Raw genomic sequence first — 17,149 nt, 5'->3', positions numbered from 1 at the left:
GCGGTATTTATTCCGCAACCGGCGCACGCTCGGCCAGTTGCAGGACTTTGGCGATGTCCGCGGGGGCGGCCGCGAATTCGGCGTCCAGGACCGCGCCGCCGAGCGCCGCGCCACGGCGGCAAAATCTGGTCACGGCCTCGATCGAGTTCAGGCCGCCGCTCACCAGTACCGGAATGGTGAGTGCCTGCGCCAGGGATTGCGCGCCGTCATAATCATCCGCGCCGCGCTCGCTGTCGGCGACACGGTAGATAATTGCGGCCACGCCCTCGCGCTGCAAATGCATGACTACATCCGACGCCGGCTGCTGCGCGAGCTTCGACCCGCCTTCGGCCGCCAGCTTCCCGTGTCTGGCTTCCATGGCCACGAGAATGTGGCCGGGAAATTCCAGACATAAATCGTTGATCAGGTGCGGCGTGCGTGCCGCCTTGGCGTCGAGGATCACGTACTCGGCGCCGGCCGCGAGGTACTTTTCCACGGCCTGCGCGTCGCGCACTGCGCCGCTCACTTGCAGCGCAATCCCGGGGTGGGCATGCGCGAGTGCCCGGATCAGATCGGCGCCCGTGGTCTTGCCCGCCGTCACCCCGTCGACCTCGGCCACATGCAGGCGGCGCGCGCCGGCCTGGATCCAGCGTTCGGCGGTGTGCAGCGGCTCAGCAGCCGAGAGCTGGTCGGAGGTCGAGACGCGCGCGACTCCCGGATTGGGGTTGGCAGAAGAAATGGTCGGGATCAGCAGCACGCGCGTAATCCTTTGCCGGTGAGGTGCGCATAATGCGGGTACCAAAACCGGGAAGGCGTGTATCCAGGACACGAACGCATGGCGTGGGAAGCTCAGTGAAGATGGGCAGGCGGCAAGCGCGATTTATCTGCAGTACCGTAGTTACACCCCGGAAACGCTCGGCAATTTATCCTAGCCCAGAGCCGCACAGTGCACAATCAAGCCGCTTCAGCGCTCAGTACCGGGATTGACCCGCAGCCAAAAGGTGACCGGGCCGTCGTTGACTAGTGCGACCTGCATGTGTGCGCCGAACACGCCCCAGCAGGTATGCGCATACTGCTGCTGAGCCTGTTCACATAAATACCCGAACAGGCGCGCGCCGGTTTCCGGAGCCGCCGCCGGGGTAAAGCTTGGCCGGTTGCCTTTACGCGTGTCGGCAGCCAGCGTGAACTGCGGCACAAGCAACAGCCCGCCGCCGATGGCGCGCACATCCCGGTTCACGCGCCCCGCGGCATCCGGAAACACGCGATACGCCAACAGCCTCTCCAGCAGTCGCGCGGCCTGGGTTTCGGTATCGCCGCGCTCCACGCCGAGCAACACCAGCAGACCATTGCCGATGGCCGCGACTTCCCGGCCTTCAATTTCCACCGAAGCGCGGCTGACGCGCTGCAGCAGTCCGATCATGCGGTCGCAAGCCGCCGCGCGAAGGAATCCGCGGCTTCGATGAGCGCCGCACAGATGCCCGGCTCGCTGGACGCGTGACCAGCGTCGGGAACCAGACGGAACTCTGCTTCCGGCCAGGCTTTGTGCAGGCGCCAGGCGGAAGCCGTCGGACACACTACGTCGTAGCGACCTTGCACAATCACGCCCGGGATGTGCCGGATGCGCGGCGCATCACGGATAATCTGATCGGGTTCGAGAAAGCAGTCATTCACGAAGTAATGGGACTCGATGCGTGCGATCGCCATAGCCATTTCGGGTTCGGAAAAATGCTCGACGATCGCTTTGCTGGGCAGCAGTGACGAACAGCGGGCCTCGAACAGCGACCAGGCTTCCGCCGCGGTGCGCCGCACGCGCAGTTCCGGGCCGGTGAGCCGGCGGTAATAAGCGCGCATCAAGTCATTGCGCTCGTCCGGCGGGACCGGCGCGACAAAGTCCTCGTAATAATCCGGGAACAGATGTTGTATTCCGTCCTGATAGAACCAGCGCAACTCCGACGCGGTAACCAGGAATATCCCGCGCAGGATCAGTCCCAAGACCCGTTGCGGATGGGTTTCAGCATACACCAGCGCAAGCGTCGAGCCCCAGGATCCGCCGAATACCAGCCAGCGTTCGATGCCCAGCGTCGCGCGGATCAGTTCCATGTCCGCGATCAGTGCCTGGGTGGTGTTGTGTTCCAGCTCGGCGTGCGGCGTGGAGCGCCCGCAGCCGCGCTGGTCGAATAACACGATGCGATAGCGCGCCGCATCAAAGAACCGGCGGTTGTCGGGCACGCAGCCCCCGCCCGGCCCGCCGTGCACAAAAACAGCCGGCAACCCGGCGGGATTGCCGCATTCCTCGACGTAAATTTCATGCGGCGCCTGTACGCGCAACCGGCGCCTGGCATAAGGCTCGAGCGGTGGAAACAACGTGCGCAGGCTGTTTTTCATGGGGTGGGCGTCTGAGCATGGCGGAATACCGGGCATTTTCTACCGTAATCGGACCCCGAGCGCAGCCTACCATGTAGGTATTTTCCTACATCCGGTCACGCATTCCCCCGACTATTTCCTGACCCATCCAGTGTCAAAGTGGACTCCGCCCAGACCGCCAGTGGATGGCGGGACAGGAAGTGGGATGGACCCGGGCGGGGCAGGGAACAGCACGGACGCTCACGCCCTTTGCGAGTTGAACACTCAATCACCTCCAGCCATGAAGGCTTTGACCCGGCGGCAACCCCGCCGGGTTTTTAATTTCGCCGCTCCACCGGTTTGTGCTGTAATCGCACCTATCAATCCGTTATCCCGGCGGTCCAGCGTGCTCAGTCTCGCGTTATTCCGCGCTTTTTCACAGCTGTTGCTGTCCGGCGGTACCAAACTGGCCGCCGCCCGCCACGACCGCATGCACATGCGTGGCAATCGGCGCGGCCAACCCACCTACACGCGTGCGGACATGGACGAGTATGTGACCATTGCCACCTTCGACAAAACCACGGACGCGCACATCGCGCTGGGGCGGCTGGCGGCGGAAGGTGTGCACGCCATGCTGTACGATGACAACATGGTGCAGATGGACTGGCTGTACGCCATCGCGCTGGGCGGCATCAAGCTGTGCGTGCAACGTGTGGATGCCGCGCGTGCGCGCCGCATCCTGGCCACCGACTATTCCCAGGATCTCGAAAACCTGGACGTGGGAAAACCCGAACGCTGAGCCGGCGCAGCTAAAGTTCCAGCAGCGCCTGGCGTTCCCGGTCCGAGGGCTCGAAGCTGCGCGTGCCGTAGTGCTGCACGATGGTATTGACCACGTCTTCGGGACGATCCACGAGCTGAAACAGATCCATATCGCTGGCGTCAATCATGTGCTCGGCCACCAACCGCGCCTGGATCCAGTCGCCCAGCCCCGACCAGAACTCCCGTCCCACGAGCAGGATCGGAACGCGCGGCGTTTTGCCGGTCTGCGTCAAGGTGAGAATCTCACCGAGTTCATCCAGCGTGCCAAACCCGCCCGGCAGCACCACGTAGGCCGAGGCGTATTTCACGAACATCACTTTGCGCACGAAGAAATGTCTGAAGCTCAGGGAAATATCCTGATAAGCGTTGCTCGTCTGCTCGTGCGGCAACTGGATGTTGAGCCCCACGCTGGTGGATTTGCCGGCGTACGCGCCCTTGCTCGCGGCTTCCATGATGCCCGGACCACCGCCGGTCACCACCGAGAACCCGGCATCGGACAGCGCCCGGCCAATCTGCTCCGCCAGTACGTAGTACGGATGCCCGGGAGCGGTGCGCGACGAACCGAAAATGCTCACGGCCGGGCCGATGGCCACGAGGCGTTCATAGCCCTCGACGAATTCCGCCATCATGCGGAAAAGTTTCCACGCTTCGCGGCTGAGGCGGTCTTCGCCCGGCTTGGCAGCCGGTTTATCCTGGATGGTCATGACCTCACTCCGTAGGTATACATGTCCGGTAAGGGCGCGCGCAGATCGTGAGTCCACGTGTCTTCAAGTTGCAGTGTGTCAAAGTGGTATCACCAGGCCCATTTGCACATCATAGGTGACTGGAAAGCGCGCGGTGTCACCGGCGACCGGTATGCCTGCGCCGACGCTGAGTTCCAATGACCAATTCTCCATGAGCGAAAACCGGTAGCCCGCGACCGGATGCAGCACAGTCACACTGCCGAGCGCGCGGCCCGCATTTATCTGATTCACCTGCAAACCGGTGAAAGAATACTGTGCACCGTAATCTGAGGTGAAGTTGTAGCGGCCAAACACCGTGAACTGCACCGTGGCCTGCGTGGCGTTGGCACATACGTTCTGGCTGTTGCAACTCTGATATTGCGTGCGTCCTGGCCCGGCGCCCACGCCGGCCTCCCAGCTGTCGTCGAACCAATAACCAAGATTGGCGGTGAACGCATAGCTGCTGAGGCCGGTGGTGTAATAACCGTTGTTGTACGGATTGCTGTTGCCCGAGAAACCGCCGCTGCCGAGCACCACGAGATCCAGTTCGCCGGCATCGGCCCAGGCGCGCGGAGCCGCGAGCGTGCCTATCAGCAATCCCAGCAAACAGCCAAGCGCCGCGCGCACTCCACGTCGCATGTCACACCGGCCGCAGGTTGGCATACGCCACGACCAGCCATTTGGCGCCGGCCGCACGAAAATTGACCTGCACACGCGCCTGCGGCCCGCTGCCCTCGTAATCCAGCACCACACCTTCACCGAAATTGGGATGCTGCACGTGCTGGCCGAGCTGCAGGCCGGTAGGCGCGCTATCCAGATGCACGCTGGACGGCGTCAACGGCCGCGTCACCTGCACGCGCGGACGGATCTCCTCGATCAGTTCTGCGGGAATCTCGCGCAGAAAGCGCGAGGGCACGGCGTAACTGTCGGTGCCGTGCAGGCGGCGGCTCTCCGCATAGCTCAGGATCAGCTCGCGCATCGCGCGCGTCATGCCCACATAGCACAGGCGGCGTTCTTCCTCGAGGCCATCGTGATCCTCGCTGGAACGCTGATGGGGAAACAGGCCGTCTTCCATGCCGCAGATGAAAACCAGCGGAAACTCCAGGCCCTTGGCGGAATGCAGCGTCATCAACTGCACGCAGTCCTCCCAGGCGTCCGCCTGGCCTTCACCCGCTTCGAGCGCCGCGTGCGACAGAAATGCGGCCAGTGGCGTCATGCCCGCGTCCAAGATTTCGGACCGGAAACTGCGCGCCGCGCTCACCAGTTCCTGCAGGTTTTCGACGCGCGCTTCGCCGCGTTCGCCTTTTTCGGCCTGGTAATGTTCCACAAGCTTGCTGGCATGAATCACATGGTCCACTTGTTCATGCAGTTCCAGTCCGCGCACTGCGGCATCCATGCCGTCTATGAGCCGGGTGAACGCCTGCAACGCCGTCAGCACCCGCGGCGCGGCATCCTTTTTGGCCAACATCATCTGCAATGCCGCCCACAGTGGCCGCTGCTCACGCCGCGCGGTTTCCCGCAGACTGTCCACGCTGCGCGTACCGATGCCGCGGGCCGGCAAATTGACGATGCGCTCGAACGCGGCGTCATCCGCGCGATTCTCGAGGAGGCGCAGATAGGCGAGTGCGTCCTTGATCTCCTGGCGCTCGAAGAATCGCAAGCCGCCGTACACCCGATAGGGAATGCGTTCGGCCAGCAAGCGCTCCTCGAACACGCGCGACTGGGCGTTGGAGCGATACAGCACCGCGATTTCGCGGCGCGCGCCGCCCTGCGCCTGCCAGTGCTGTATGCGGTCGATCACGAACTGTGCTTCGTCCTGTTCGTTGTACGCGGCGTATAAGCGTATCGGTACGCCGTCGTTGCCGCTGGTCCAGAGGTTTTTGCCGAGGCGCGTCTGGTTGTGGGCAATGAGCGCATTCGCGGCTTTCAGAATGATGCCGGTGGATCGGTAGTTCTGCTCCAGGCGCACCACGCGGGCGCCGGGGAAATCGCGCTCGAATTTCAGGATGTTCTCGATGCGCGCGCCGCGCCAGGCGTAGATGGACTGGTCATCATCGCCCACCACGAACGGCGCGGCCTGCGTGCCGGCCAGCAGCTTGATCCACGCATACTGAATGGCATTGGTGTCCTGGAATTCGTCCACCAGAATATGGGTAAAACGCCGTTGATAGTGCGCGAGCAGCGCGGCGTCATTGCGCCACAACTCCAGCGCGCGCAACAAGAGCTCCGCAAAATCCACCAGTCCGCCGCGCTCGCAGGCAGTTTCATAAGCCGCATAGGCACGCTGCAGCTGGCGCTCAACGGGATCGGCGGATGCCTGCAGGTGTTTGGCGCGTAGGCCCTGATCTTTGCGCGCATTGATGAACCACTGTAGCTGCCGCGGCGCATAGCGTGCTTCATCCAGATCCAGGCTCTTGAGCACGCGCCGCAGCAGACGGTATTGGTCCTCGGCATCTAGAATCTGGAAATTCTGCGGCAGTTTGGCTTCACGCCAGTGCTGGCGCAGCAGCCGGTGCGCCAGCCCGTGAAACGTCCCCACCCACATGGCACGCACGGGCTGCGTCAGCATGTGTTCGATGCGCGTGCGCATCTCGGCCGCGGCTTTGTTGGTGAAGGTGACCGCCAGGATGGCGAACGGCGACACCTGGCGCACCTGGATCAACCAGGCGATGCGATGCACCAGCACCCTGGTCTTGCCGCTGCCGGCGCCCGCCAGCACCAGCAGCGCGCCGGTTTCCGCGGTCACCGCCTGACGTTGTGCGGGATTCAGGGGTTCAAGCAGCGCGCTCACATGCATGCGGCGATTTTAGCAGAGCACAATCATGGCCTTGGGCACCTTGCGTTTTGCCCAGACTCGGCAAGAAATGGGAATTCGTCAATCTGATAATTGTCAAAGATGAGCATACACTGCCGCACCACTTCCGGATATTCCTCATGAGCCCCGTTTCCTCGTTGCCCCGGCGTTCGCCCATCCATCAACGCTGGACACTTGATGACATCCCGTGGCAGAGCCTTGACCGTACCCAGATCGCGGATCAGGAACTACTGTTTTATCTCCTCACCACCGCCTCGTTCATCGAAACCGCCACGGACACCTACGCACACAATCTCATTGAATATTACGCCGGCGATGAAGAAGTGACCGCATGGCTGGAGCAGCACTGGCAGCATGAGGAATTGCAGCACGGCCGCGCGCTCAAGCGCTACGTGCAAACCGCCTGGCCGGACTTTGATTGGGATCGGGTATACCAGGCATTCTTCGCGGAGTTTTCCGCTAACTGCGTGATTGAGGCGCTGGAACCCAGCCGCTGCCTGGAAATGGTGTCGCGCTGCATCGTGGAGATGGGTACCGCGAGCTATTACACCACTCTGAGCCGCCTGAGCCCCGAGCCGGTATTGCACCTGCTCACACAGCTGATCCGTGAAGATGAAGTGCGGCACTACAAGTATTTCTACCAATATTTTCTGCGCTACCGCAAACGCGAAAACATGGGCCGCTGGAAAATCTTCCGGACGATCCTGCACCGCTTGCGCATGATAGACGGCGAGGACAGCAGCATTGCCTTGAAACATGCCTACGGCATCCTGCATCCCAACACGTCTTTCAACAATCGCCTGTACCGGATCATCCAGAAACGGGGCCGTTACCTCATGGGGCCGCAGTTTCCCCACGCCATGAGCGTGAAGATGACGCTCAAACCACTGGACCTGAATCTGCGCGTGCAGAAAACGATGGCACCGATGATCGCATTTCTGTCCCGCTATCTGCTCTGGGGCGAAGGCAGCACGCGGATAAAATCCTACGACCAGATTTATACGGATTTCTACACGCGAGTACGCGCGTATGCTCTGAATCAATGGGCCAGATTGGCCGGGTGAGTCGGTAAAGGATACAGGGATTCGGGCCAAGGGATGGGATGCTGCTGCTGCAGTCTGATGATGACAGACACCGGCACGAGTTCCGTGCCCTGTGCCACGAGCCGCGGCAGTTCGGCGTTGAGCACCGCGAGCGTTGCCGGTCGCGGATGGCCAATGGCAAGTGCGAAGCCTTTGTGGCGCGCGATGTCAAGCAAGCGGCTGAACTGGAAGCGCACCGCCGTTTCGGTGTTGACGTCGTCGAGGAACACGTCGCGGCGCGCCGCCGGGATGCCGTGCTCGCGTGCGATCTGGTAGGCAATGCTGTCGGCGGTGGTGTAACTGTCCACGAAATACAATCCGCCGGTGGCATGCAGCGTCTGCATGATCCAGGCGAGATCGCCGGGGTGCATGCTGATCAGACTGCCCTCGTGATTGTTGACGCCGACGGCGTGGGGAATGGAGCGCAAGTCGCCACGCACGGTGTTCTGGATCTGCACTTCGGTCATGGCGAGTGAAATGCCGCCGGGGCCGAGCGGCGCGTCATCCAGCCCCTGCATCGGCAGATGCAGCAGCACCTCTTTGCCTCGCGCGTGGCAGGCATCGGCCAGCATTACAGCGTAGGGCGTGTGCGGCAAGATCGCGCACGCCACCGGCCCCGGCAGTTGCGCCGCACGCAGACCCTCGCTCGGGCCGTTGCCGAGATCGTCAATGATGACGGCGATCACCGGATGTACGGCCGGCGCCGCGCGCGTCCACGCGGGCGCGACCGCAAGCCCAATGACCAGCGGCCAAAACGCTGCGGACCGCATGTCAGTTGCCGCCGGCGATGGTCAGACCCTTGAGTACATTGAGGGCCGAATAGAGCTGGAAATCCTGTTGCGCCAACTGGTCGCCGGTAAGCAGATTTCCCTCGGCCTGCGGCGTGGGTGCATTGTTGGTGAAATGGCCTTCGAGATTGGCTTCGCTGAGGTTTTCGGCCGCGGCCGGCGCACTCAGCTTGAACTCCGGCACCACGAGGTCAGGGGCGATGCCCTCGGCCTGGATCGAACGGCCCGAGGGCGTGTAATACAGCGCAGTGGTGAGCTTGAGCGCGCCGCCCTCGGGCAGCGGAATCACGGTTTGCACCGAGCCCTTGCCGAAAGTCCGCGTGCCGAGAATCAGCGCACGGTGATCGTCCTTGAGCGCACCGGCGGTGATCTCGGCAGCCGAGGCAGTACCCGCATTCACCAGCACCACCATGGGCGCGCCATTGAGAATGTCACCGTGCGTGGCACGACGCACGAAATTGGAATCGGGCGCGCGCCCGCGCCCCGAGATGATCACACCGCTGTTCAGGAAGTCGTCGCACACGTCCACCGCCGCATCCAGCAGGCCGCCGGGATTGTTGCGCAGATCCAGCACCAGGCCCTTCAAGGCGCCGTGGTTTTGTTTCACCAGCGCCTGGAGCGCATCGCGCACGCCATCGGCGGTGTCCTCGCTGAACTGGCTGATACGCAGGTAACCGTAGCCTGGTTGCAGCAGACGGCTGCGCACGCTCGTGAGATGCACTTCGGCGCGCGTGAGCGTGAAGCTGAGCGGCTTGGACACGCTGCGCCGCTGCACCAGAAGCGTTACCGTGCTCCCGGGCGTGCCGCGCATCAACGCCACCGCCTCGTCGAGTGTCATGCCGTCCAGCGCGGTATTGTTGACGCGCAGGATTACATCGCCGCTCTGCATGCCGGCCTTGGCCGCGGGCGTGCCGTCAATCGGCGCTACCACCGTCACTGCGCCCGCCCGCTGAGTGACTTCCAGGCCCAAGCCGCTGAACCGGTCGGTGGTGATGATTTGCAGTTGCTGGTAAGCGTTCTTGTCGAGATAAGCGGAATGCGGATCCAGGCCGGCGAGCATGCCGCTTATGGCGTTGTCGATGAGCGTGGTGTCATCCACGGGCGCAACGTAATCCTGCCGCACGAGTTGCATCACATCCGCGAGCAATTTGACCTGCTGCCAGGGCAGCGCGGTCGTGGCCGTGGGCGCAGTGGTGGGTGGCGCGGCGAATGCGGGGATTGCAGCGCCGCAAGCCAACGCCAAGACCAGACCTGCGCGCCCAGGCGCGGACTTTGAAAGATGCGCCAACATGGGAAATCTCCGGCCGTTACGGCCTGCAATGAAACGCAATCAAGATAGCATGGCGCGTGCAGCGCGCTTCAGCCGCGCGGCAGACGGCCGTGGCACCAGTCGCGCGGACTGAGCGCGACATTACGATGACGGATTTCGAAATACAGCGCCGGCTGGTTCTGGCCACCGCTGTCGCCGAGCGTCGCCACGGTCTCCCCCATGTTTACCCAGTCTCCGACTTGTACATACACGCTCTGATTGTGCGCATAGATACTGAGATAACCGTCGCCATGATCCACGATCACCAGCAGGCCGAAATGCGGTAGCCAGTCGGCAAACACCACGCGCCCGTAGGCAACCGCATGCACCGGCGTGCCCATGGGTGCGGTGATCAGGTCGCCCTGAGCGCGCAACCGGCCACCGGCAATCGGCGCGCCAAAGTCCTGAATCAATTTGCCGTCGACCGGCCAGGGCAGCCGTCCGCGCAGACTTGCGAAGCGGTGATGGCCTTCGAGATCGGCGGGAATGTCAGCCAGGGATTGCTGCAGGTTGGCGATCAAATCCTGCAGCGAACGTTCATCTTGGCGCATGCGCGCGAGCCGCTGGCTGCGGCTGTGGATGCTGGTATTCAGCGCGATCAGCGTTTGGTGCCGCGTATTGCGTTCCTGTTTCACCTCTGCCAGCGCCGCGGCACGCTGCGTGCGCAACCCCGTGAGCTGCTGAAGCTGCTGCCGCACCTGCGCGTTGATGTCTGCGAGGGTCGCGAGTTGCGCGCGCACCGCCTGGATGCGCTGCGCGCGTGCCTGGTTGAAATACTGGTAATAGGCCAGCAAGCGTTCGATGCTGGCCGGATCTTCCGCATTCAGCAGCAATTTCAGTTGCGAGTCCTGGCCTTGCATGTAAGCCGCGCGCAACTGCGCCGCCAACGCCTGCTTTTGCTGATCCAGCCGTTTCTGTTGCACCTGTTGCTGGCGCTGCAGGCTGTCAAGTCGCGCCTGCGCGCCCGCCACGGAATCATCCAGGCGCCGCAGTCCGGCGCTGAGTTGCGCAATCCGGTTTTCCGTGGCGCGCAACTGCCCCTGCACCTGGCCACGCTCGCGGACTTCGCGATCCAGCTTGGCTTGCACGCCCGCGATGCGCGCGCGCAGCTGCTTGAGCTGCGCCTGCTGGGCGGCGGTCTGATCACTGCCGCCGGCCTGGACCGTGCCCGCCAGCAGCAATGCGCCGAGCAGCAAGCAAAAAATACGCGGTGGGGCCGGCAGCGGGGAGGCGGGCATTTCTCGATTCCGGCGGAGGTGCGCAGATTCTAGGAGATTCTTCCGGCCGCACAAAGGCTTGCAGGTCGGCTGCTATACTACGCGCCCGTTTGCCGCCCAGATTCGTGCATGCCGCGCCTGCTTGAATTCATCCAGCATCACCCCTATCTCGTCGCCGCAGCCATCATCATCATCCTGCTGTTCATCGGCGATGAGCTGCTGCGGCGCCTGCGCAAATACCGCGAACTGCGCCCGGCGGAAAGCGTGCTGCTCATCAACAAGGGTGCGGCAGTGCTGGATATCCGTCCGCACTCGGAATTCGGCGGCGGCCACGTAATCGGGGCACGCAACATTCCGGTGGCGGAGCTGGACACGCGCATCGGGGAACTGGACAAATTCAAGGAGCAAGCCCTGATCGTCTGCTGCGACAGCGGCCAAACCAGCCAGAAAGCCGCCGCCACACTCATCAAACGCGGTTTCAAGGCGGTGCACACCCTGAAGGGCGGCATCAAGGCCTGGCAGAGCGAACACCTGCCGCTGGAACGCGGCGAGCGGAGTTGAGCGCATGCCAGCGGTGACCATATACAGCACGCGCGCTTGCGTGTACTGCATGCGCGCCAAGGCGCTGCTGCAATCCAGGCACATCGCGTATACCGAATATCTGGTGGACCAGGAACCGGCACGCCGCGTTGAAATGCAGCAGAAAAGCGGCGGGCGGCGCAGCGTGCCGCAGATTTTCATCGGCGACCGGCATATCGGCGGCTACGACGATCTGTATGCACTTGACCGTCGTGGCGAGCTGGATCGCCTGCTGGCCGGCTGAAACCTCGCAATCCCTTTATAAAAGGAATCCACATGTCCGAAAATACCGAAGCCCAACCCGTCGCCCCCGGCAACGGCCAGGACGCTGCCCAGCACGTGGTGCTGCAACGCATCTACATGAAGGATTGCTCCTTTGAATCACCTCGGGCTCCGGCGGTATTCAGCGCCCCGCTCAATCCCGAGGTCAAGGTCAACATGCGTGCCGACACCAACAAACTCGGCGACGACAGTTTCGAGGTGGTGCTCACCATCACCATCGAGGCGCAGGCCGAAAGCCGCAGCGTATTCTTGGTGGAAGTGCACCAGGCCGGGCTGTTCAGCATCCACGGCTTCAACGAACAGGAGTTGGGCGCCATCCTCGGCAGCTACTGTCCCAATATCCTGTTCCCGTACGCACGCGAGGCGGTCTCCGACCTGGTGCAAAAAGGCAGCATGCCCGCGCTGTTGCTGCAGCCGGTGAATTTCGACCTGGTGTACATGCAGAGTCTTGGCCAGGCCGGCGCTGCGGCGGTCGCTACGCCCGCACCCGGTGCGGACAGTCCCGGCTGAGAGCGGCATGGTGAGCGATGCCACGCCCATCGGGATTCTTGGCGCCGGCTCCTGGGGCACCGCACTAGCGATTGTGCTCGCGCGCAACGGACGCGCCGTGCGTCTCTGGTCGCCGTTCCCGGAAGAACTCAAGCCACTGATCGCGGACCGGGCAAACCGGCGTTTCCTGCCCGGCTTCGCTTTCCCGGACGCGTTGCGCGTCGAACCCGATCTCGGCGCCCTGGCCGCAGGCGTGCATGATGTGCTGGTGGCGGTCCCGAGCACGGGTTTTCGCGCCACGCTCAAGCACCTCGCCGCGCACAAACCCAAAAACCTGCGGCTTGCGTGGGCCACCAAGGGCTTTGAACCCGACAGCGGTCAGTTGCTGCACCAGGTGGCGGCCGAGCTGTTCGGCAAAGACGCGCCGCTCGCAGCACTTTCCGGTCCGAGCTTTGCGCGCGAAGTGGCCGCGGGACTGCCGACCGCGGTCACCGTCGCGTCGCACGATGCGCGCTTTGCGCAGGACTTGGCGCAAGCCCTGCACAGCCGGAGTTTTCGCGTGTACACCGCTGGCGATATTGCCGGCGTGGAGGTCGGCGGCGCGGTCAAGAACGTCGTCGCCATTGCCTGCGGCATCAGTGACGGGCTCAAATTCGGCGCCAACGCGCGCGCTGCCCTGATCACCCGCGGTCTGGCGGAGATTGCGCGGCTCGGCGCGAAACTCGGCGCGCGCGCCGAGACCTTTCAGGGGCTCAGCGGCCTGGGGGATCTGGTGTTGACCTGTACCGACGATCAGTCGCGCAACCGCCGCTTGGGCCTGAGACTTGCCGGCGGGCTGGACCGGCAATCCGCGGAAGCTGACATCGGCCAGGTGGTCGAAGGCGTGGTCGCGGCCGCGGCCACGCACAAGCTCGCCAAACATCTGAGCGTGGACATGCCCATCACCGAACAGGTGTATCGCGTGCTGCACGAACATCTGCCGCCGCGCGTGGCGGTTGAAGCCCTGATGGCGCGCGAGCTGAAATCCGAAAGTTGACACCGGTGCAGGCTCGGCGCACAAGCAACGCTGCCGCAGGAATCTTAGGCTTTCGTGAAAAATCCGCAGTCGTCCCGGAATCCCGTTACCACAGCTAGCGCCCGCCCTCAAAATCCATCTGCCGCCAGGCCTCGTAAACCACAATCGCCACGGCGTTGGAAAGATTCAGGCTGCGGTTGTCGGGCCGCATGGGAATGCGCAGTACCTGTTCCAGTGGCAGCGCATCCAGAAGATTCTGCGGCAGCCCGCGGGTCTCCGGCCCAAAGAGCAGGGCGTCGCCGTCCTTGTAGTGCATGTCGGCGTAAGGCTGCCGGCCGCGGGTGGAAACGGCAAACACGCGCGCTGGCGCCACATCCTTCGTGAAGCTCTCCAAGTCCGCGTGCTCATGCACGTTCGCCATCTCGCGGTAATCCAGGCCCGCGCGCTTGACCCGGGCCTCGGTGATCTCGAATCCCAGCGGATGAATCAGGTGCAAGCTGACGCCCGCGTTGGCGCACAGGCGTATGATATTGCCGGTGTTCGGCGGGATTTCGGGTTGATACAACACCACATGCAGCATGAGCGGGACCTCTGACAACGGGTGGCGCCTTCACAACTGGAGCCGACATGCCCGATAGCCAAAAAACTCTGCCAGACTCACTCAAAATCGAATTCTGCGGTCTGAAATTCAACTCGCCATTGGTGTTGCTGTCCGGCTGCGTGGGCTTCGGTGAAGAATATACGCGCGTTGCGGGCTTCTCCAACCGCGATGCCGGTGCAGTGTGCCTGAAGGGCACCACACTCAAGCCGCGACTCGGCAACCCGCCGCACCGCCTGTGCGAAACCCCGTCCGGGCTGTTGAACGCCATCGGTCTGCAGAATCCCGGCGTGGAGCACGTGGTCAACAAGATCCTGCCGGCACTGGACTTCGGCGAGACACGGTTCATCGCCAACGTCGCAGGCTCGACTCTGGAGGAATACGCCGAGGTCACGCGCCGTTTCGACGACTCGCCGATTGACGCCATCGAGATCAACATCTCCTGCCCGAACGTGAAGGAAGGCGGCGTGCAGTTCGGCAACGATCCGGAGATGTCCGCACGCGTGGTGGCTGCCTGCCGCAGAGTCACGAAAAAGCCGCTGATCACCAAGCTTTCGCCCAACCAGACCGACATCGCGGAAAACGCACGCCGCTGTCTCGAAGCCGGCACCAACGCTTTCGCCGCCATCAACACCTTCGCGGGCATGGCGGTAGACCCGGAGACGCACAAACCCACACTTGGAAACTTCCAGGGCGGCCTGTCCGGCCCGGCCATCAAGCCCTTGGCGCTTCTGAAGGTGCAGCAGGTCTATCAGATCACCAAGCCCCACGGGGTGCCGATCATCGGTCAGGGCGGCGTCACCACGGTGCGCGATGCGCTGGAGTTCCTAATTGCCGGGGCGTCGGTGGTGGGTGTCGGCACGGCGCTGTTCTACGATCCTCTGGTATGCAAGACACTCAATGTGGGCATTGCCGAATATCTCAGGCTGCACGGGCTAAGCCATGTATCCGGGCTTGTGGGAAGCCTGGACACGGGAGGGGTGGGCATAAAATCTTGTGCAGCAGGTTAGATAAATAATGCAACTCAATGAATTATCGATAGTTAGTATACAAAATCTTCCTTGATATATAACTTTGTTCCCGGTAAAAGGCGTCCTGACGCAACGCCTTTTGCAGCCGTCGGAATGAACAAAAGTGACACCCAGCGTCACTTTGGGGTCAAGGAACTCCATCCAGTCTGGCTGGCTAAGCCTTGAATACCGCGTACCACGGGTTTTGGCACAAGGGTTGCATTAACTAGGTTAGGAGGAATTCCGAGACCCTCCGGGGTTTCACCCGAGAGCGTCTCAGGAATACCTGCGGTGCAGCGGCCCGCTTCCTGGATTGAGCTAAGGCGGACGGCTGCAAGTGGATTTTGACAATCTATTAACTTGGAGAACTGTCATGTTTAAGCACTTGCGTACTCTTATGCTGACCGGCACGGCCGGCTTGCTGGCCATGGGCAGCGCCTTTGCAGGTCCGTCGCCGCAGACCACGACCTTTCTGGTGTCCGCCAACGTCATCAAATCGTGCAATATTTCGGCGACGGCGCTGGCCTTCGGCACTTACGATCCGCTGGCTGCGACCAACACCACCGGTACCTCGATGGTGAGCGTGCAGTGCACCAAGACCACGGTAGCCACCATTGCGCTGGACGGCGGTGTGAACGGCAGTCTGGCTCAGCGCAAGATGAAGGACACCGGTAGCTCCACCGATCTGCTCAACTACCAGCTCTACACCACCGCGGGTAACACGGCCGTGTGGGGTGATGGCACCGGCAGCACTTCAACCCAGGGCTATACCAGCGCCAGCGCTGCAACCGTGCAGCCTTTCACAGTGTATGGCACCATCCCCAGTGGCCAGAACGTGACGCCGTCGAGCGTGGCGAATTCCTACCAGGACACGATTACTGTCACGGTTACGTTCTAAGTCCCGTCCGGTCCTTGAGCGGAAAAGAATCATGCGCAAGGTGCTTTTCCTGGTAATCATGCTGTTCGCGCCCTTCGGGGCGCGAGCCGCTTCCTTCCAGGTAAATCCCATCCGCGTGACACTGTCCGCCGCCCAGACCACGGGCGTGCTGCGTGTGATCAACAGCAGCGACAGTCCCACCGTGGTGCAGTTGCAAATCGTGGCATGGTCTCAAAAGAACGGTACAGACGTCTACACGCCGAGCCGCGAGCTTCTGGCCACACCCCCGATTTTTACGGTCACCCCCGGCAGCCAGCAGGTGGTGCGCATCGGCATGCGAACCGCCCCGGATACCAAACAGGAAACTTCCTACCGGTTGTTTTTAACGGAAGTGCCGCCGACGCCTCAATCGGGCTTCCACGGAGTGCAGATCGCCCTGCGTGTCGGTATTCCGGTATTTGTGGAACCGGCGGTCGCGACGGCTCCGACACTGCAATGGTCGGCCAAACGACTGTCCGACCGGGAACTCGCCATCAGTGCCGTCAATACAGGCACGGCACACACCGAACTCCTCAAGTTGAGCGTGACTCAAAAAGGCCACAGCGTTCCGCTCCTGCAGGAATTCGGCGGTTACCTTTTGCCCGGCTCGCAACGCACCTGGAACATCAAACTGGCGGCGCCGCTGGCAGCGAATACTCTGCTACAGATCACCGCGGACACCGACGGGGGCAGCCTCCATGCGCAACTCGCCCCCGGAGCTTGAGGCCGACGTCCGCACGGCGCGTTGTGTTTTCAGGCCCGATTCCCCCCACACTTCCCTCGACGGCCCTTTACCGGCCGTCACGGCCTGACCCATGTCCGGGGGCGCGTTCAGCCGCGGCAATGCGCTGCGATTCGGCTTGGCGCTCGCCGTCGCAGTGGCGATTGCCGCTGTCGCGTTGTCACTGCGGCGCTGCTCGCAGCAGTCGTCAACGCCCGTGACTTCCGCTCAGCCAAGCCCCCGTTCGACAGCCGCAACCGTCGGGGTCCCGTCCAAGCCCCAAGTGCGGCCGGCCATTCCGCCACCGGCCCCGCTCGTGCGTGCGCCGCGGCGGACCCGCGCTGACACAAGTCACCGCGCCGCAACCGCCTCCGTTGCATCCATCGCGGCTCAAACGGCCAGCGCAGCCTCGCCCCGTCCCGCCGCGCCCTCTGCGACGGCCCCTGCCACACAGGCAGCGGCAAC

At 62.9% G+C, this 17,149-nt stretch carries 19 protein-coding genes; 9 read left to right on the top strand and 10 right to left on the bottom strand.

The window, feature by feature from the left end; all coding sequences use genetic code 11:
• Window positions 1–7 precede the first annotated feature (7 nt).
• The 3 genes from VJR90_08205 to pip form a co-directional block, all read right to left on the bottom strand.
• Window positions 8–736: a HisA/HisF-related TIM barrel protein gene (locus tag VJR90_08205; protein ID HKV97452.1), complete on the bottom strand. Its 729-nt coding sequence runs from the start codon at window positions 734–736 to the stop codon at window positions 8–10.
• Between the two features lie 207 nt (window positions 737–943).
• Entirely contained in the window at window positions 944–1,399 is a 456-nt protein-coding gene (dtd, locus tag VJR90_08200) for a D-aminoacyl-tRNA deacylase (GenBank protein HKV97451.1), read from the bottom strand.
• Entirely contained in the window at window positions 1,396–2,352 is a 957-nt protein-coding gene (gene pip, locus VJR90_08195; GenBank protein HKV97450.1) for a prolyl aminopeptidase, read from the bottom strand. Before pip ends, dtd begins: the two co-directional genes overlap by 4 nt.
• 376 nt (window positions 2,353–2,728) lie before the next feature.
• Between pip and VJR90_08190 the strand changes: the two genes are divergently transcribed.
• Window positions 2,729–3,121, top strand: coding sequence for a hypothetical protein (locus VJR90_08190; GenBank protein ID HKV97449.1), 393 nt, complete (start codon window positions 2,729–2,731; stop codon window positions 3,119–3,121).
• Window positions 3,122–3,131: 10 nt separating this feature from the next.
• Here the strand turns inward: VJR90_08190 and VJR90_08185 are convergent, their stop codons facing one another.
• From VJR90_08185 to uvrD, 3 genes are all read right to left on the bottom strand, one after another.
• Window positions 3,132–3,845: a TIGR00730 family Rossman fold protein gene (locus VJR90_08185; protein ID HKV97448.1), complete on the bottom strand. Its 714-nt coding sequence runs from the start codon at window positions 3,843–3,845 to the stop codon at window positions 3,132–3,134.
• 78 nt (window positions 3,846–3,923) lie between these two features.
• The gene (locus VJR90_08180) at window positions 3,924–4,502 is read right to left on the bottom strand and encodes a hypothetical protein (GenBank protein HKV97447.1); all 579 of its coding nucleotides are present in this window, start codon (window positions 4,500–4,502) and stop codon (window positions 3,924–3,926) included.
• A gap of 1 nt (window position 4,503) precedes the next feature.
• On the bottom strand, window positions 4,504–6,660 hold the full coding sequence (gene uvrD, locus VJR90_08175; protein HKV97446.1) for a DNA helicase II: 2,157 nt from the start codon (window positions 6,658–6,660) through the stop codon (window positions 4,504–4,506).
• 137 nt (window positions 6,661–6,797) lie between these two features.
• Here uvrD and VJR90_08170 point away from each other — a divergent pair, with 137 nt between their 5' ends.
• Window positions 6,798–7,742, top strand: a complete 945-nt coding sequence (locus VJR90_08170; protein ID HKV97445.1) for a ferritin-like domain-containing protein — start codon at window positions 6,798–6,800, stop codon at window positions 7,740–7,742.
• Here the strand turns inward: VJR90_08170 and VJR90_08165 are convergent.
• The 3 genes from VJR90_08165 to VJR90_08155 form a co-directional block, all read right to left on the bottom strand.
• Window positions 7,718–8,530, bottom strand: coding sequence for a divergent polysaccharide deacetylase family protein (locus VJR90_08165; GenBank protein HKV97444.1), 813 nt, complete (start codon window positions 8,528–8,530; stop codon window positions 7,718–7,720). The genes VJR90_08170 and VJR90_08165 overlap by 25 nt on opposite strands.
• Window position 8,531: 1 nt before the next feature.
• On the bottom strand, window positions 8,532–9,839 hold the full coding sequence (locus VJR90_08160; protein ID HKV97443.1) for a S41 family peptidase: 1,308 nt from the start codon (window positions 9,837–9,839) through the stop codon (window positions 8,532–8,534).
• Between the two features lie 68 nt (window positions 9,840–9,907).
• Complete coding sequence (locus VJR90_08155; GenBank protein ID HKV97442.1) at window positions 9,908–11,095, bottom strand: peptidoglycan DD-metalloendopeptidase family protein; 1,188 nt, start codon at window positions 11,093–11,095, stop codon at window positions 9,908–9,910.
• Between the two features lie 108 nt (window positions 11,096–11,203).
• On the opposite strand from VJR90_08155, the gene VJR90_08150 reads away from it, so the two are divergent.
• Genes VJR90_08150 through VJR90_08135 form a run of 4 tightly spaced genes read left to right on the top strand, consistent with a single transcriptional unit; the run spans window position 11,204 to window position 13,460 of the window.
• Window positions 11,204–11,635, top strand: coding sequence for a rhodanese-like domain-containing protein (locus VJR90_08150; protein HKV97441.1), 432 nt, complete (start codon window positions 11,204–11,206; stop codon window positions 11,633–11,635).
• Between the two features lie 4 nt (window positions 11,636–11,639).
• Entirely contained in the window at window positions 11,640–11,897 is a 258-nt protein-coding gene (gene grxC / locus VJR90_08145; GenBank protein ID HKV97440.1) for a glutaredoxin 3, read from the top strand.
• A gap of 32 nt (window positions 11,898–11,929) precedes the next feature.
• Complete coding sequence (gene secB / locus VJR90_08140) at window positions 11,930–12,445, top strand: protein-export chaperone SecB (GenBank protein HKV97439.1); 516 nt, start codon at window positions 11,930–11,932, stop codon at window positions 12,443–12,445.
• A 7-nt stretch (window positions 12,446–12,452) separates the two neighbouring features.
• A complete protein-coding gene (locus VJR90_08135) occupies window positions 12,453–13,460 on the top strand; it encodes an NAD(P)H-dependent glycerol-3-phosphate dehydrogenase (GenBank protein HKV97438.1) in 1,008 nt (335 codons plus the stop codon).
• Between the two features lie 94 nt (window positions 13,461–13,554).
• Here the strand turns inward: VJR90_08135 and trmL are convergent, their stop codons facing one another.
• Window positions 13,555–14,019: a tRNA (uridine(34)/cytosine(34)/5-carboxymethylaminomethyluridine(34)-2'-O)-methyltransferase TrmL gene (gene trmL, locus VJR90_08130; protein ID HKV97437.1), complete on the bottom strand. Its 465-nt coding sequence runs from the start codon at window positions 14,017–14,019 to the stop codon at window positions 13,555–13,557.
• A gap of 47 nt (window positions 14,020–14,066) precedes the next feature.
• Here trmL and VJR90_08125 point away from each other — a divergent pair, with 47 nt between their 5' ends.
• From VJR90_08125 to VJR90_08115, 3 genes are all read left to right on the top strand, one after another.
• Window positions 14,067–15,047, top strand: coding sequence for a dihydroorotate dehydrogenase (locus VJR90_08125; GenBank protein ID HKV97436.1), 981 nt, complete (start codon window positions 14,067–14,069; stop codon window positions 15,045–15,047).
• 373 nt (window positions 15,048–15,420) lie between these two features.
• Complete coding sequence (locus VJR90_08120; protein HKV97435.1) at window positions 15,421–15,945, top strand: spore coat U domain-containing protein; 525 nt, start codon at window positions 15,421–15,423, stop codon at window positions 15,943–15,945.
• 31 nt (window positions 15,946–15,976) lie between these two features.
• Window positions 15,977–16,687, top strand: a complete 711-nt coding sequence (locus VJR90_08115) for a molecular chaperone (protein ID HKV97434.1) — start codon at window positions 15,977–15,979, stop codon at window positions 16,685–16,687.
• The last annotated feature ends 462 nt before the right edge of the window (window positions 16,688–17,149 follow it).

This window comes from Gammaproteobacteria bacterium (genome assembly GCA_035279405.1).
GTDB lineage: Bacteria > Pseudomonadota > Gammaproteobacteria > Natronospirales > REEB76 > REEB76.
Note: the sequence above shows the minus strand (reverse complement) of the source record. Positions and strands in the feature narration are given on the sequence as shown.